13 protein-coding genes are annotated in these 14,951 nt (G+C 58.0%); 5 read left to right on the top strand and 8 right to left on the bottom strand.

What is annotated here, in order from left to right; all coding sequences use genetic code 11:
* Window positions 1-43: 43 nt before the first annotated feature.
* Both BN1139_RS16950 and BN1139_RS16945 read right to left on the bottom strand, forming a co-directional pair.
* The gene (locus BN1139_RS16950; RefSeq protein ID WP_005333122.1) at window positions 44-1,474 is read right to left on the bottom strand and encodes a wax ester/triacylglycerol synthase family O-acyltransferase; all 1,431 of its coding nucleotides are present in this window, start codon (window positions 1,472-1,474) and stop codon (window positions 44-46) included.
* Between the two features lie 255 nt (window positions 1,475-1,729).
* Window positions 1,730-2,062 (bottom strand): polyhydroxyalkanoic acid system family protein, encoded by a 333-nt coding sequence (locus BN1139_RS16945; RefSeq protein WP_005360483.1) that lies wholly within the window; start codon window positions 2,060-2,062, stop codon window positions 1,730-1,732.
* Window positions 2,063-2,321: 259 nt separating this feature from the next.
* On the opposite strand from BN1139_RS16945, the gene BN1139_RS16935 reads away from it, so the two are divergent.
* Window positions 2,322-3,050 carry a DUF8198 family protein gene (locus BN1139_RS16935; protein ID WP_013723757.1) on the top strand — a complete coding sequence of 243 codons (729 nt, stop codon included), beginning with the start codon at window positions 2,322-2,324 and terminating at the stop codon, window positions 3,048-3,050.
* A gap of 99 nt (window positions 3,051-3,149) precedes the next feature.
* Here BN1139_RS16935 and BN1139_RS16930 read toward each other — a convergent pair whose 3' ends face one another.
* The 3 genes from BN1139_RS16930 to prpB are packed head-to-tail and all read right to left on the bottom strand — an operon-like array spanning window position 3,150 to window position 6,631.
* Window positions 3,150-4,595, bottom strand: a complete 1,446-nt coding sequence (locus BN1139_RS16930; RefSeq protein ID WP_013723758.1) for a bifunctional 2-methylcitrate dehydratase/aconitate hydratase — start codon at window positions 4,593-4,595, stop codon at window positions 3,150-3,152.
* A gap of 10 nt (window positions 4,596-4,605) precedes the next feature.
* Window positions 4,606-5,733, bottom strand: coding sequence for a bifunctional 2-methylcitrate synthase/citrate synthase (gene prpC, locus BN1139_RS16925; RefSeq protein WP_005351876.1), 1,128 nt, complete (start codon window positions 5,731-5,733; stop codon window positions 4,606-4,608).
* A 10-nt stretch (window positions 5,734-5,743) separates the two neighbouring features.
* Window positions 5,744-6,631, bottom strand: a complete 888-nt coding sequence (prpB, locus tag BN1139_RS16920; RefSeq protein WP_005351874.1) for a methylisocitrate lyase — start codon at window positions 6,629-6,631, stop codon at window positions 5,744-5,746.
* A gap of 147 nt (window positions 6,632-6,778) precedes the next feature.
* Between prpB and BN1139_RS16915 the strand changes: the two genes are divergently transcribed.
* From BN1139_RS16915 to rsmF, 4 genes are all read left to right on the top strand, one after another.
* Window positions 6,779-7,405: a paraquat-inducible protein A gene (locus tag BN1139_RS16915; RefSeq protein WP_005333129.1), complete on the top strand. Its 627-nt coding sequence runs from the start codon at window positions 6,779-6,781 to the stop codon at window positions 7,403-7,405.
* Window positions 7,389-7,991, top strand: coding sequence for a paraquat-inducible protein A (locus BN1139_RS16910; RefSeq protein ID WP_005351872.1), 603 nt, complete (start codon window positions 7,389-7,391; stop codon window positions 7,989-7,991). The genes BN1139_RS16915 and BN1139_RS16910 overlap by 17 nt, the downstream gene beginning before the upstream one ends.
* 55 nt (window positions 7,992-8,046) lie before the next feature.
* Window positions 8,047-10,599, top strand: coding sequence for an MlaD family protein (locus tag BN1139_RS16905; protein WP_013723759.1), 2,553 nt, complete (start codon window positions 8,047-8,049; stop codon window positions 10,597-10,599).
* A gap of 144 nt (window positions 10,600-10,743) precedes the next feature.
* Window positions 10,744-12,174, top strand: a complete 1,431-nt coding sequence (gene rsmF, locus BN1139_RS16900) for a 16S rRNA (cytosine(1407)-C(5))-methyltransferase RsmF (protein ID WP_013723760.1) — start codon at window positions 10,744-10,746, stop codon at window positions 12,172-12,174.
* Window positions 12,175-12,400: 226 nt separating this feature from the next.
* Here rsmF and BN1139_RS16895 read toward each other — a convergent pair whose 3' ends face one another.
* From BN1139_RS16895 to BN1139_RS16885, 3 genes are all read right to left on the bottom strand, one after another.
* Window positions 12,401-12,685 carry a RepB family protein gene (locus BN1139_RS16895; protein WP_013723761.1) on the bottom strand — a complete coding sequence of 95 codons (285 nt, stop codon included), beginning with the start codon at window positions 12,683-12,685 and terminating at the stop codon, window positions 12,401-12,403.
* A gap of 161 nt (window positions 12,686-12,846) precedes the next feature.
* A complete protein-coding gene (locus tag BN1139_RS16890) occupies window positions 12,847-13,788 on the bottom strand; it encodes a site-specific integrase (RefSeq protein ID WP_013723762.1) in 942 nt (313 codons plus the stop codon).
* Between the two features lie 366 nt (window positions 13,789-14,154).
* Window positions 14,155-14,934, bottom strand: coding sequence for a TatD family hydrolase (locus BN1139_RS16885; RefSeq protein WP_005351861.1), 780 nt, complete (start codon window positions 14,932-14,934; stop codon window positions 14,155-14,157).
* Between the last annotated feature and the right edge of the window lie 17 nt (window positions 14,935-14,951).

The following is a 14,951-nucleotide window of genomic DNA, read 5'->3' as shown; positions in this document are numbered from 1 at the left end:
CTGACCGGTTGGCTATGCCGTCACCGGTCGCTCAAGTGCACGCTCAACCGAGCAGCGCATCCAGTCCGTTGGGGTCAAACAGTAGCTCTGGCTCCATCAGCACCAGCAACAGCAGTTGCTCGAACTCCACCGCAAACCGCTCGACCACCCGATCCGGGTCCGGTACCAGCTTCTTGTCGGTGATAAGACCCAGCTGCACCTTGTGATCGTAAGAGAGGATGGAGACGCCGACGCCGATATCCCCCGATTGCGGCACCCAGAACAGCGGCTGACGCAATTTTGCTCCAGCCAGATAGAGGGTCTGCTGCGGGCCGGGCACATTGGTGATCACTGCACTGGCCTTGGCCGTGAGCAGCTCGACGGCCTGCTGCTGCACCGCATTGGGGGCCATGCCAAGGGCATGTAACAGGTTGAGCACCACCACGGGTTGCAGTGAGGTGCGCAGCGCCTGCATCCGGTCACGCACGGTATAGAGCCGCTGCAACGGGTGTTCAACATCCAGTGGCAAGTCCAGGGCCACCAGCCCGAAGCGGTTGCCAAGTGCCCCCTCATCGTCCGGTGCACGCATATTGACTGGCACCAGGGCGCGTATCTTGACCTTGTTGGCATCATCCCCCTTCTCCTGCAGGTAGTGGCGAAACGCCCCTGCGGTGGCAGCGATCAGCAGATCGTTGACCGAGCAGCCCAGTACCTTGCCCACTGCCTTGATATCCGGCAGATCAATTTGCTCCGACCAGGCTACCCGCTTGGTGCTGGTGGTCTTGCCCCGCAGGCGGCAGGGAGAGTCATCACCGAGGGTGGCGATATTGCACAGCTCGCTCGCCACATCCCGCCCGGTCTTGAGGTAATCCACCGCCTTGGTGGGATGGGTGACCACTTCGACATATTTGGACCAGAGGCTACCGGTCAGCTTGAGACCGGCTCGCACCAGACGGCTGCCCTGGTGGCAATCCTCCTCATCCTCGTCATCGCTGTCATCCAGTGGCTCCGGTGACGGTGGTCGCGGCGCCCCTTCCGGTGTGTTATCCATCATGGTCAGCATGGCTCGCACCAGCGAGAAGCCATCGCCCATAGCGTGGTGAATGCGCACCACCAGCGCTTGCCCACCCAGCGACGTGTCGGTCAGGTGCATATCCCACAGGGGGCGCTGGTGGTTGAGCGGCGTCGAGGCGAGATCGGCCACCAGCTTCTCCAGCTCCAGCTTGCCCGCTTCACCCGGCAGGATCACTCGCTTGAGGTGCTGATCGAGATCGAAATCTGGATCATGGCGCCAGTAGTAGGAGCCCCCCTCCAGCACGGCCCGCTGGTGGAAGCGGGGTTGCACCGAAATGGTGTGGCGCAATCCGGCCCGCAGACGCGCTTCATCAAGCTCTCCTTCAAACATCAGGACACCGATGATCTGCATCAGGTTGTTGGGTCTGTCCATGCGTAACCAGGCGGTATCGACGCAGGAGATAAATTCACTCAGTGGCATGGTTGTTTCCCTACAAAATGAATTTATCGAGGCGGCAAATTGCTTCTGCCCTCATATCCGGATGAAGGCTTGATGCAATCAGAATGACTTTAATGAGTGCCGACTCGAAATATGAAATAAAGATGAAATATTACTTACAAAATAGAATCGAGACCTCGCCGGATAATAAATCTGACAAACCATATGGCTTGCCAACTTATTTCAAACAGCCATCTTTTACAGCTGGTTTATTTAAAACCAGTGCAACGAAGAGTTTCAAATACGTTTGGGGCAAGGTAAGCGATTGTCGACATAATCGAGGATCTCTTGCTCCAGTACGCTGCGTACCGGCAACAGCATCAAACCAAGATGCACTTCCAGTTCCAGGGTATCTTCGTCCAGGGTGAGAGTGCCATGTACCCCTGAGCCGCGAAAGCGTAGCTCGGTCTCCTCTTCATCCGCCCATTCGCAATCGAGTTGATAGCTCTCGCTCATGTCCGCAGCGATGGCTTCGGCCGCGATCCGGGCGGCGGCCAGTCCCAGCGGATGCTGACGGCTGATCTGAATGATAGAGAGTGCGCTGCTGCCAGCGAGCGAGTTGAAGAACATGGTCGTTACTCTGGGTCATAAGTTAGTTATTGATATTAAACACATGTTCACAACAAATGAAAGGATGGTTCACATAAATGGGACTCACTTAACAGAGTCGAGAGGGATGCAGGCCATCAGCGGGACATGGCATTTATTCCCTCCCCCGTGCGCGCTACACTTGTCACGGGACCTTCAGCAAAAGCTGCTTGTTTTTCATTCACTTGTATCTTCGTATCACCCAATCCCCATCAATGGGCCCAAGGCCAGAGAGCTGTAGATGACGCATCAAGAACATGCCCACGACGACGATAGCACCCTGGGTCGGCTATACCGCCAGCTCAAGCGGGTTGCAGCCTTGCGCGAGCAGATGCGTGCCCACCCGGAAGATCAGCAGGATCGGGATCGGCTACGCCAGTGGCAGGCCGACCGGTTGGGACGAACCCATCGAGATCTGCTGGAGAGTGACCGCTACGGCCCTGCCGCCGAGTTTTTCCTGACCGATCTCTATGGCCCGGGGGATTGTACCCGCCGCGATGCGGACGTGATGCGGGTGATGCCGACCGCTGAGCGGCTGTTGCCGGAGTCCGGTCTCAAGGTGCTGGCGCAGGCGATCGAGCTCGATGCCCTCTCCGAAGAGCTGGACTATCTGATGGTGGTGGCGCTGCGGCGCATTGATGGCATTGATCCCATCACGCCGGACCATTACACCATCGCCTATCGTGCCGTGGGTGAACAGGCGCGCCGGGAACATCAGATTGCGTTGGTGAGCGAGCTTGGGATGACGCTGGACAGACTGGCGAGAAAGCCGCTGCTGGGGGCGACCCTCAAGCTGGTGTCAGGGCCCGCCCATCTGGCGGGGCTTGGCGAGCTCTTCTCCTTTGTCGAGCGTGGTTATCAGGTGTGTCATCAGATGGGGCGTGCCAACGAGTTTCTCGAAACCATCGCCAGTCGTGAGACGGCCATCATGACGGCGCTCTTTAACGGCGATAGCAGTGCGCTGGGGTAAGGCTTATCGAGGGATAAGCCGCCAGAATAACAAAGCGGGCCGATGAGCCCGCTTTTCGTTTATCACTGTTTGCCGATATGTTGGCCAATGCAAGAGCGATCAGATCACCAGCAGATCCATAAAGGCGTGCACCGGGGTGGCGGCAAGGCGCGGCCCATCCTGACAGAGGGCCAGAATGTCGCTGACCCGTTTGGCCGGGAAGCGGGTGGCCAGATTGTGCTGGAATTTATCCACCAGCAGCGGGATCCCCTCCTCCCGACGGCGACGATGGCCGACCGGATACTCCACTTCCACCTTGGCGGTGTGAGTGCCGTCCTTGAAGAAGATCTGGATGGCGTTTGCGATGGAACGCTTGTCTGCCTCCAGATACTCGCGGCTGTAACGCTTGTCCTCCTGCACCACCATCTTGCTACGCAGCGCGTCGATGCGGGGATCGGCGGCAACATCGTCCTCATAATCCTCGGCGATCAGGCGACCGAAGATGAGAGGCACCGCCACCATGTACTGCAGGCAGTGATCCCGATCGGCCGGGTTGTTGAGGGCACCGACCTTGCTGATGATACGAATGGCCGACTCATGGGTGGTGAGCTCGATACGGTCGATCTCCTCCAGCCGTCCCTTCACCTGCCCATGCAGCTTCATGGCGCACTCTACCGCGGTCTGGGCATGGAACTCGGCGGGATAGGAGATCTTGAACAGCACGTTTTCCATCACATAGCTGCCGTACCCCTGATGCAGGGCGAACTGGTTGCCCTTGAACAGCACATCGTAGAAGCCCCACTTGGGCGCGCTCAGTACGCCGGGATAGCCCATCTCGCCGCTCATGGTGATAAGGGCGAGGCGCACGGCGCGCGAGGTGGCATCCCCCGCCGCCCAGCTCTTGCGCGACCCAGCATTGGGGGCATGACGGTAGGTACGCAGGCTCTGGCCATCGACCCAGGCCTGGGAAACCGCATCGATCACCTGATCACGGGTGCCACCCAGCATATGGGTCACCACGGCGGTGCTGGCGACCTTGACCAGCACCACGTGATCGAGGCCAACCCGGTTGAAGGAGTTCTCCAGCGCCAGCACCCCCTGAATTTCGTGGGCTTTGACCATGGCCACCAGCACATCGGCCATGGTGAGCGGCGCCTTGCCCTCGGCGACGCGAGTACGGGAGAGCCAGTCGGCGGTGGCCAGAATGCCCCCCAGATTGTCGGATGGGTGACCCCACTCAGCGGCCAGCCAGGTGTCGTTGTAATCGAGCCAGCGGATGATGGCGCCGATATCCCAGGCCGCCTTGACTGGATCGAGGCAGAGCTGGGTACCGGGCACCCGGGCGCCGTGGGGTACCAGTGTACCGGGTACGATGGGACCAAGGTGTTTGGTACATTCGGGGAAGCGCAGGGCCAGCAGGCCACAGCCAAGGGTGTCCATCAGGCAGTAGCGGGCAGTGTCGAGGGCAGCCTCACTGGTAATGGGGTGGTTGCAGACATAATCGGCAATATCGACCAGCACCTGATCAGGGTCTGGTCTGTGGTTGACGTCGACGTTGGCGGACATCGTGACTTCCTTATCGTTGTTGTAGAGAGACAAAGTGACGGGGCGCCGGGCCGACATAATCGGCGCTCGGACGGATGATCCGGTTGTGCTCGCGCTGCTCCATCACGTGGGCGCACCAGCCGGTGACCCGCGAGCAGACGAAGATGGGGGTGAACAGCTTGGTCGGGATCCCCATGTAGTGATAGGCGCTGGCGTGGAAGAAGTCGGCATTGGGAAAGAGCTCTTTTTCTTCCCACATCACCTTCTCCGCCTCGCAGGAGACGCGATAGAGGCGATCATCCCCCACCGCCTCGGCGAGCTTGGCCGACCACTCCTTGATGATGACGTTACGCGGATCAGAAGTGCGGTAGATGGCGTGGCCAAAGCCCATGATCTTCTCCTTGGCCGCCAGCTTGGCCAGCAGTTCTCGCCTTGCCTGCGTCTCATCTTGCCAATGTTCGATCATCGCCATGGCCGCCTCGTTGGCACCGCCATGGAGCGGGCCGCGCAGGGTACCGATGGCGGCGGTGATGCAGGAGAACATATCAGAGAGCGTCGAGGCGCAGACCCGCGCCGCAAAGGTGGAGGCGTTGAACTCATGCTCGGCGTAGAGGATGAGGGAGACATGCATCACCCGGCGCTCCAGCTCGCTCGGCGCCTTCTGGTGCAGCAGCGCGAGGAAATGGCCACCGATACACTCTTCGTCGGTATCGAGGGCGATACGAATACCTTCATGGCTGAACTTGTACCAGTAGATCAGAATGCCCGGAAAGGCAGCCAGCAGCCTATCCGCCACTTCATGCTCATGCTCGAAACCATCTTCCGGTTCCAGATCGCCGAGCATGGAGCAGCCGGTGCGCAGCACATCCATGGGGTGGGCATCGGCGGGAATCCGCTCCAGTACCTCCAGCAGCGGCAGGGGCAAGGTGCGCAGGCGACGCAGCTCGCGCTTGTAGGCGTCAAGCTGCTGCTCACCGGGCAACTCACCCTTGAGCAGTAGATAGGCGACCTCCTCGAACTGGGCGCTGTCGGCCAGCTCCTTGATGTCGTAACCGCGATAGGTAAGACCGGTGCCACTCTTGCCCACGGTGCAGATACTGGTCTCCCCTGCGCTTTGACCGCGCAGACCTGCCCCGCCCAACGGTTTTTGCTGTCCCATAAGCTGCCTCCTATTCCTTGGCTGTAAACAGACGATCCAGTGTCTGCTCGTAGTGGTGATATCCGAGGAAGTCGTAGAGCGACTCCCGGGTCTGCATGGTCTCCACGACGGCCCTTTGATGGCCATCCTGGCGAATATGTTGATAGACGTTGAGGGCGGCCTGATTGGCGGCCCGGTTGGCACTCAAGGGGTAGAGCACCATATCGACCCCGTGGGCGGCCAGTTGCTCTTTGTCAAACAGCGCGGTTTTGCCGAACTCGGTCATGTTGGCGAGGATCGGCACTTTGGCCGCCAGCTTGAACTGGTCGTACTGGGCAAGCTCGGTCACCGCCTCGGCGAAGATCATGTCGGCACCGGCGGCTACATAGGCAGCGGTGCGTTCAAGAGCCGACTCCATCCCCTCCACCGCCAGTGCATCGGTGCGGGCCATGATGACGAACTCGCTATTCTCGCGGGCATCCACTGCTGCCTTGATGCGATCGCACATCTCCTCCAGCGTGACCACCGCCTTGTTGGGACGGTGGCCGCAGCGCTTTTGGGCCACCTGATCTTCCATATGGACGGCGGCAACCCCGGCTCGCTCGAACGCGCGAATGGTGCGGGCGATATTGAATGCCCCGCCCCAGCCGGTGTCGATATCAACCAGAAGCGGCACACGGGTCGCCGCTGTGATCCGCTCGGCATCGATCAGCACGTCGTTGAGGGAGGTCATTCCGAGATCCGGCAAGCCGTAGGAGGCATTGGCCACTCCGGCGCCGGAGAGATAGAGGGCTTGAAAACCGCTGCGCTCGGCCATCAGCGCCATATAGGCATTGATGGTGCCGACGATCTGCAGGGGATGTTCATTGGCAAGGGCGGTGCGAAAGCGCAGGCCTGCCGAGGGGGACAAACTGGACATCATGACTCCTTTCACCTGTCTAGTCTGGCCATCTAATATCACGTTTACGTTAACGTCAATTATACTTTCGTAACATTCTGGCTGCAGGCAAGACAGGAAACCGGTTTTAGGGTAAATTTCACCAATTCCTTCAACAGGTTGAATTGTATGATGGAGCCCGGTTCCGTAATTGTCTGTCCGGCGTGCGACTTGCTGATCCAGCGCAAAGCACTGCCGTTGCGTCGTCATGCCCACTGCCCGCGTTGTCATCAGCATCTCTATGGCCGTTATGCCTTTCGTCCCTCCCAGTTGATGGCCCTAACCATTACCGGTTTTCTGCTGCTGCCCTCCGCATTTTTTGAGCCGCTGATCTATCTGCGGCTGGCTGGGGTTAACACCGACGCCGACCTGCTGCGCGGTATCCTGGTGCTGTTTGGCGAAGGTGAATGGTGGGTAGCCAGCCTGGTACTCTGGTGCGCGGTGTTGGCGCCAGTGGGGTTATTGGCGGGGATCTTTGCGCTGGCTTCGGGTCTGGCAAAACGTTGGCACATTCTTCCCGTCACCTTGAAGCTGGTCGAGGTATTTCGCCACTGGGCCATGCTGGAGGTCTATATCGTCAGCTTGCTGGTTGCCCTGTTCAAACTGATCGACATCGCCGATGTGCGCCTCGGTGGCGGCTTGCTCAGTCTCGGTATTTTGATGCTGCTCAACATGACCCTGCTGATCCTGTTTGACCCCGCCCCCTACTGGGCGCGGATCCCGTTAAAGGAGCCGGAACATGACCAGCGCCCGTGAGATGGGGCTCTGCCGCTGCCATACCTGCGGTCTGCTGGTACGTTATCAAGCCGGGGCAGTCTGCCCCCGTTGCCGCAGCAAATTGCAGGTGCGCATTCCCCGCTCGCTTGCCTGGTCGTGGGGCTTGCTGGCGCTCGCCACCTTCATGTTGTTGCCTGCGAATCTGTTGCCCATAACCCATTTCTACAACAAGGGGTTACTGCAGTCAGATACCATCTTCAGCGGTATCATGATGCTCTATCGCAGCAAAATGAGCGGGATTGCCACCATAGTCCTCACCGCCAGCATACTGGTACCCGTGGGCAAGATATTGGGGTTGGGCTGGATCTGCTGGCAGTTGCAGCGGGCCAAGCCGGTGCGGCGCAAGCGCCAGCTGGTGATGTATCGGGTGATCGATTTTATTGGTCGCTGGTCAATGCTGGACTTGTTCGTGATTTCGCTGATGGTGGCACTGGTCGATCGGGGTGTGCTGCTGAGTGTCCGCGCAGGCCCCGGTGCCACCGCCTTTGCCGGTGTAGTGGTGCTGACCATGATGTCGGCCCGCATGCTCGATACCCGTTTACTGTGGGACAAGGCGGCCCGTTGATGATTTCTCTGTTTTTGTCTGATGTGCTGTTTAATCCAGCCAATAAGGAGTCACTATGATCGGGGCTGAACCCGTCATCGAAAAGCGTCGCTGGTTATCGCCGGTCTGGCTGTTACCCCTGATAGCCCTGCTGCTGGCAGGTGGCTTTCTCTATCAGCAGGTATTGAGCCGTGGCCAGCTTATCCAGATCAACTTCGCCCAGGGCAACGGCATCTTGCCGGGTAAAACCCAGGTTCGTTATCAGGGGGTGGCTATCGGTGTGGTGCAAGAGCTGGAGCTGGCTGAAGATGGCCGCAAGATTGCGGTGATGGCCAAGATTGACAGCCGTGCCAGACCGCTGATCCGCAAGGGATCCGACTTCTGGCTGGTGAGCCCCAAGGCGTCGCTCACCGAGATCTCTGGCCTCGATACCCTGGTCTCCGGCAACTACATCAACCTGCAACCGGGGCGTGAAAGCAATCCGCTGGAGGAGACCTTCGATGCCCTGGAGGGCCCTCCTCCCGGTTATCAGGCTCAGGGGCGGATGTTGCACCTGACTGCCGATTCGCTGGGTTCTGTGGGGATTGGCGCCAAGCTCTATTTTCGCGGTATCGAGGTGGGCAGCGTCATCAATACCCGCCTGGGTCAGGACAACCAGAACGTCATTCTGGATCTGGTGATCGAGCCGCGTTTTGAACATCTGGTCAAAGCTGATACCCGCTTCTGGAACATCAGTGGCATCAAGGGCTCCTTCAGTCTGGCTGGCGTCAGCGTGGAGGCAGGCAGCCTCACCTCCATTCTGAGCGGTGGCATTGCCTTTGACTCACCCAAAGATTCACCGGAGCCTGAGAAGGGACAGACCTTCGTCCTCTATAAAGGGCTGGCGGAAGCGGCACGCGGTGCGCGTATCGACATTGCGGCTGGCGATCTTCCGGTCAAGGAGGGGATGCCCATCCTCTATGAGGGGATCGAGATTGGTCGTATCGACCCCATTCGCCTTACTGATAAAGGCCGGGTGGTCACAGCGCTGATCAACCCGGAGCAGGCTTATCGCATTACCGACAAGAGTCAACTGGTGTGGGAGAGCGTCTCCCTCTCCGCGGCTGGCGTGCAGCATGCAGATCGCCTGCTCTCCGGCCCGGCCATCCGCCTCGACTATGTGGTGGGTAAATCGGTACAGAAGATGACCCTGACCGATCGCGCGCCCCAGAGCGGCACCAAGGTGACGCTGCAGGCTGACGATCTGGCAGGGCTCAATCAGGATGCCCCTGTCTGGTACAAGGGATTGCAGGTGGGCCGCATCAGCCAGCTCACCCTGGATGCGCGCGGCAATGCCAGCGTCGAGCTGGTGATGGCGCCGAACTATGGTCATCTGCTCAACCGTGCCCGCTTCTATCGCGCTGCCCCGCTGCAGATCGATGCCGATCTGAGCGGCATCAAGGTAGAAACCAGTCCGGCCAGTGCCTGGTTGGGAGGCGGGATCAAGCTGATACAAGCCAGTAGTGGCGAACGGATTAACCGTCTCTACCCGAGTCAGGAGCTGGCACTGCTCGGTACCCGTGATGCCAAGCCGCAGCGCTGGTTGCTCAAAGCAGGTCAGGCCGATGGCATCGGCATTGGCTCGCCTGTGCTCTATCTGGGGTTGGAAGCGGGCAAGGTGAAACAGCTGCGCGCCGCCAAAGAGGGGGTCGAGATCGAACTCGAGATTGATGGAGTCTATGCTCCCCTCCTCGCCCAACAACCCCAATTCTGGAAAAAACCGGCCATCGACACCAAGGTGCGGGTCGATGGGGTGCAAGTCAAGGTGGGTAACCTCGGTACCCTGCTGCGCGGTGCCATCGAGTTTGATCGGTTGGCCAATGGCCGCAGCAGCCATCAACTGTTCGATTCCAGGGAGCAAGCCAAGGCCAAGGTGCGCCAGCTGTCACTGGTGGCAGAGAGCAATCCGGGGCTCGGGATTGGCAGCCCGATCCGCTATCGCGGGGTCGATATCGGCAAAATTGAAGAGATCGAGCTGGAGCCGTCTCTGGGTCAGGTGATCTTCAAGGCGGAACTCGATGGCCACTATGCCGAGCGTTTCCTGCAGTCCGGTGCCCGCTTTACTCTGGTGCAGGCCAAGCTGGGGCTGGGCGGTGTCGCTCACCTCGACACCCTGATCAAGGGGGCGTTTGTAGAGGCACAACCCGGTAAAGGCGCTGGCAAAAATCGCTTCCCCTTGAGTCAGGTCGGCCCGGTGGGTCTGGCCCTGACCCTCAAGAGCCCCTCCGTCAATGGCCTGAGCGTCGGCAGCCCGCTGCTGTTTCGCAAGATGGTTGTGGGCAGTGTCACCAAGGTGGCGCTGGCTCGGGATGGTAGCGAGGTGGTGATCGACGTTAACGTGGATCAGGAGTATGCCCATTTGGTGCGGGCCAACTCCCGTTTCTGGAATGTCTCCGGGGTCAAGGCGGATATCGGCCTGACCGGCGGCACCATCGAAGTGGAGACGGTGCAGAGCCTGCTGGCTGGCGGCATCGCCTTCAATACGCCGGAGAGAGAAATGGGTCCAACCGTCAAGGCAGGACACAGCTATCCGCTCTACGGCAAGGCCGAGAAAGAGTGGCTGGAGTGGAGTCCGCGTATCCAGCCCTGATCTCTTCCCTTTGTATCTCATCAAAGCCCGGCACTGTGCCGGGCTTTTTTATATTCCGGTGCTTGTTGATAGGGTTCAGATTCAGAATATTCTTAGCCTTGTGGTAGGATATCGCCCCTCTTTTTCGGTCAACGAGACGGCACAGTGCACGACAACACCTTCCTTCCCGATTACTTTTTACGCCACATTGCGGCCATCATGCCGGCCCATCTCTCGATGGATGACTTTGTGGCCAGTTGTCGACGTCCGCTGCGCCGCAGCATTCGGGTCAATACCTTGAAGATAGCCGTCTCGGATTTCGTCGCCCTGATGGAGCCACTGGGTTGGCAGCTCGACCCTGTCCCCTGGTGTGATACCGGCTTCTGGCTGACCCGCAGTGATGAAACTGTCCCACTTGGCAACACCGCCGAGCACTTGAGCGGGCTCTTCTACATTCAGGAAGCGAGCTCCATGCTGCCGGTGATGGCACTCTTTGCCAGCGACAAGATCAAAGCGGATGGCATGTTGCTGGATGCAGCGGCGGCCCCCGGCTCCAAGACCACCCAGATAGCCGCCTTGATGAACAATCAGGGAATGCTGGTTGCCAACGAGTTTTCCAGCAGCCGGTTGAAAGTGCTCAGCGCCAATATCCAGCGCTGCGGCGTGACCAATGTGGGCATGACCCATTTTGATGCCAAGGTGTTTGGCCAGTGGTTGCCGGAGACATTCGATGCCATCCTGCTCGATGCCCCCTGCTCCGGTGAAGGTACGGTGCGCAAGGATGAAGATGCGCTGCGCAACTGGAGCATCGAGAGCATCGACGAGATTGCGGCAGTGCAACAAGGGTTGCTTGAGAGCGCCTTCCATGCCCTGAAACCGGGTGGTGTGCTGGTCTACTCCACCTGTACCTTGAGTGAGCAGGAGAATCAGGCGGTCTGCCAATCCCTGCTGGACAAGTTTGGCGATGCCTTGAGTTTTGACTCGTTGGCAGACCTGTTCCCCCATGCAGAGCAGGCCTGTACATCCGAAGGATACCTGCACGTTTGGCCCCAAATCTTCGACAGTGAAGGCTTTTTCGTCGCCAGATTGCGCAAGCATCACTCTGTGCCCAACACCATGTTCAAGCCGGGCAAGCTGGGTAAATTCCCCTTTGCGCCGCTTCCTGCCAAAGAGGCTGAACCCATGTTGCGCGAGATTGAAGCCAACTTTGGGGTGGCACCGCAGGGTCAGCTGTTTGGCCGCAATGACGAGATCTGGCTCTTCCCTCTGCGGTTTGATCAGGTGCAGGGCAAGTTGCGCTTCGATCGCATCGGCATCAAGTTGGCCGAAACCTTCAAGAAAGGTTATCGCCTCACTCATGAGTGGGCATTGGCCTATGGCGATAAAGCGAGCAAGGGTGTTGTCGAGCTGGATAGCGCCAATGCGCGGGAATTCATGATGGGACGGGACGTCTGGCCAGAACAGGATGCGGGCGCTGGCGAGGTGATCGTCCGCTATCAGGGGCATACCCTGGGCATGGGGAAATGGGTGGGTAGTCGGGTCAAGAATGCCCTCCCCCGCGAGCTGGTGCGTGACAACAATCTGTTCAATGCGTAGTGGGCCTTTCGGTGCATCAGCACTTGAACGAGTCTGAAATACCTACACTCTGGTTGAACTTTTCTTCGGATCTTGAAAAGCCTTGAGCCTTGTCTAAGCTTAAGGCAATCCGAACACCAGTTAGCGCACGGCTCTGCAAGGAGCCAATTCCCCTATGCCAGGTACAAGGAATTCGTACCTGGCTTTTTTTATCTCTTCACGTATCGCTGTTACTTCACTCTTGGCTCTATTCGACGGTCTCTTCGAGCTGTGTGGCGACTCGATTTTCAAACGGAGGCTCTCTACCAAGCTCATATTGGTAGAGCAGATCGATCGCCTGCTCGATGAGTGATGCCTGACTGTCTTCTAAATGAATACCCAGAGCGGCCAATCGCTCGGCATGGCGATTGCTGATCCAGCATTGCAAACGGGTATGGGTCTCCTGCTTGCGTTTTACATGTTGGCGCTGCCGCTCGGCATTGTTTTGGGGCCCCGCCTCTTGCTCTTCACGCACTATCATTTCTTGGCTCATATGTCCTTGCGATGTTCCATTTTTGGATTTGTTATCTCTCATCACATGCCATTATCCATTGGAAGATGCCCCTTCCACCTTGGGCTGCTGGCTGCACGGCAAATATATCATCAGATCAACAAGATATCATTTAACATAAAAAACGAAGTGACGCAGTTGTGTCAAAGCAAGCCATCAAGGGCATGATCGGAGAATTTGTGGGCGTCATCGAAATACTCCTGCAGGGTTCGCATATCCTTGTGGCGCGTCACCTCAATGATCTTGTTCATCGGCTTGCCGGCAGTTACCGCCGAGGTGATAAATCCACGGCGCAGGCTATGGCCACTGACGTAGAGATCGTCGATGGTTTGGCCGGTTCGCCGCTTGATCATCAGATTGATGCCCTGGGGGCCGAGTGGCTCGGCCATCAGTTGGCCCCAGCGGTTCATGCGCCGAAACAGCGGCCCCTCGCTGATCCGGCTTTTGTGTAGCCATTTTTGCAGTGCCGACACAGGACAATATTGCTTGCCCGGGATCAGGGCAATCTCGGTTTCATGCAGCTGATGCTTGCTCGGTTTGAGGCGAAGGCGGATCCCCTGCCCCACAAAATCGAGATCGCTCACCTCAATCCGGGCTGCTTCCGAGCGGCGCAAGGCGCCACTGAACATCAAGAGCAGCAGAGTGTGATCACGCAAGCCAGCCAGATCACCGGTGTCGATGCCATCCAGCACCTGGGTCAATGGTTGCAGCGTCAGGGCGCCGGTTTTGCGTTTACGGTTATCCCCCAACCTGACAATACCGCGCATCATCTCCTTGATTTCGGGATGTTCGGTGGGCATGGGGTGAATGCCTTTCTGCTTGAAGGCATAACGGATCCCGGCAAGCCGTCTCACCAGGGTTGCCGGTTTACGAGGTTCACCGTTACGCAGCTCCCCCTTCCCCTCCTCTTTATCCAGCCATACCCAGTTGGCTAATACGCCGTCGGCCTGATCAGCGAGAAAATTCATGATGTCGTGATGGGTCGTTTGCAGCGGATCCAGCCCGTGCAATTGACACCAGAAGACAAAAATACGGGTATCCGCCTGATAGGCATTGAGGGTGGAATCCGCTTTTGCACTGCGCAAAAAGCGGCGTGCCCGACTATTTAGCTGTGCATCGAAAACAGTCTGCAGTGACTGATGAGCTGGATTGGACAAGGATGGATATGCCACGGAACTCTATGATTCATATGAAGTTTGAGAGGATCTTACAGGATCCTTTCCATACATCAAGTATCGATAATGAATATTATCGATACTTATAGCCTGATGTTTTAATACCCTTCAACCACGGTGAAAAAACGAAACATCGGAATATCATTCACCCAGTTTTGTGTGGATGAACGAGTTGAATGGGTGGGTGAGAGATAACGTTGTGCTAGGTTGATTTTCAGGTGGGTAATCAGCTTGGTATTTGAAATATAAAAAGCCCCGAGCAACGGGGCTTCTGTGTTATTTTTTCGCCAGTTTGAATAGTTCAAAGAAATTCCGGCTGGTGGCTTCTGCCAATTCATCAAGCGGAATATGACGCAGATCGGCAATAAACTGCGCAACGTCTCGCACAAAGGCAGGTTCGTTCTCCCTCCCCCGATGCGGCACGGGGGCAAGATAGGGCGAGTCGGTCTCGACCAGCAATCTGTCGAGGGGCAGAGCCTTGACCACCTCTTGCAGGGCGGACGCATTTTTGAAGGTGGCGATCCCGGAGATGGAGATATAGAACCCCATCGCCATCGCAGCTTGCGCCATTTCGAGGGATTCGGTGAAGCAGTGCAGCACACCGCCAACCTGATCCGCACCCTCTTCGCGCATGATCTGCAAGGTATCTTGCTGGGCATCGCGGGTATGGATGATCAGCGGCTTGTTCAGCGCGCGAGCAACACGGATATGTTCGCGGAAAGAGGCTTGCTGAACGTCCTTGTTCTCGGGCGAGTAAAAGTAATCGAGACCGGTCTCACCGATGGCCACCACACGTGGATCGGCAGCTTGCTTGAGCAGCAACTCGGCATCGACACCGGGTTCCTGATTGAGCGGGTGTACCCCGCAGGAGGCAAACACCTGGGGATAGGGAGCGATCGCCTCGAGCATGGTCGGGAACTTTGCCTGAGTCACACTGACACAGAGAAAATATCCCACGTCCAGTTTCGCGGCCTTTGCCAGTACATCAGCCAAGCTGGTCTGCTTGCTGCCATAGCTGAGGCGATCGAGATGACAGTGGGAATCAACGAGTAACATATAAAACCTTTCTGCTT

Origin of the sequence: Aeromonas veronii bv. veronii, assembly GCF_000820225.1 — a bacterium.
Classification (GTDB): domain Bacteria; phylum Pseudomonadota; class Gammaproteobacteria; order Enterobacterales; family Aeromonadaceae; genus Aeromonas; species Aeromonas veronii.
Note: the sequence above shows the minus strand (reverse complement) of the source record. Positions and strands in the feature narration are given on the sequence as shown.

Coding starts and splice junctions, on each gene's coding strand:
- BN1139_RS16930 (WP_013723758.1), bottom strand. CDS start 4,595: ATGTCCGCCAACGTCGACGTCAACCACAGACCAGACCCTGATCAGGTG.
- prpB (WP_005351874.1), bottom strand. CDS start 6,631: ATGTCCAGTTTGTCCCCCTCGGCAGGCCTGCGCTTTCGCACCGCCCTT.
- BN1139_RS16915 (WP_005333129.1), top strand. CDS start 6,779: ATGATGGAGCCCGGTTCCGTAATTGTCTGTCCGGCGTGCGACTTGCTG.
- BN1139_RS16950 (WP_005333122.1), bottom strand. CDS start 1,474: ATGCCACTGAGTGAATTTATCTCCTGCGTCGATACCGCCTGGTTACGC.
- BN1139_RS16885 (WP_005351861.1), bottom strand. CDS start 14,934: ATGTTACTCGTTGATTCCCACTGTCATCTCGATCGCCTCAGCTATGGC.
- BN1139_RS16945 (WP_005360483.1), bottom strand. CDS start 2,062: ATGTTCTTCAACTCGCTCGCTGGCAGCAGCGCACTCTCTATCATTCAG.
- BN1139_RS16905 (WP_013723759.1), top strand. CDS start 8,047: ATGATCGGGGCTGAACCCGTCATCGAAAAGCGTCGCTGGTTATCGCCG.
- prpC (WP_005351876.1), bottom strand. CDS start 5,733: ATGGGACAGCAAAAACCGTTGGGCGGGGCAGGTCTGCGCGGTCAAAGC.
- BN1139_RS16895 (WP_013723761.1), bottom strand. CDS start 12,685: ATGAGCCAAGAAATGATAGTGCGTGAAGAGCAAGAGGCGGGGCCCCAA.
- BN1139_RS16935 (WP_013723757.1), top strand. CDS start 2,322: ATGACGCATCAAGAACATGCCCACGACGACGATAGCACCCTGGGTCGG.
- BN1139_RS16910 (WP_005351872.1), top strand. CDS start 7,389: ATGACCAGCGCCCGTGAGATGGGGCTCTGCCGCTGCCATACCTGCGGT.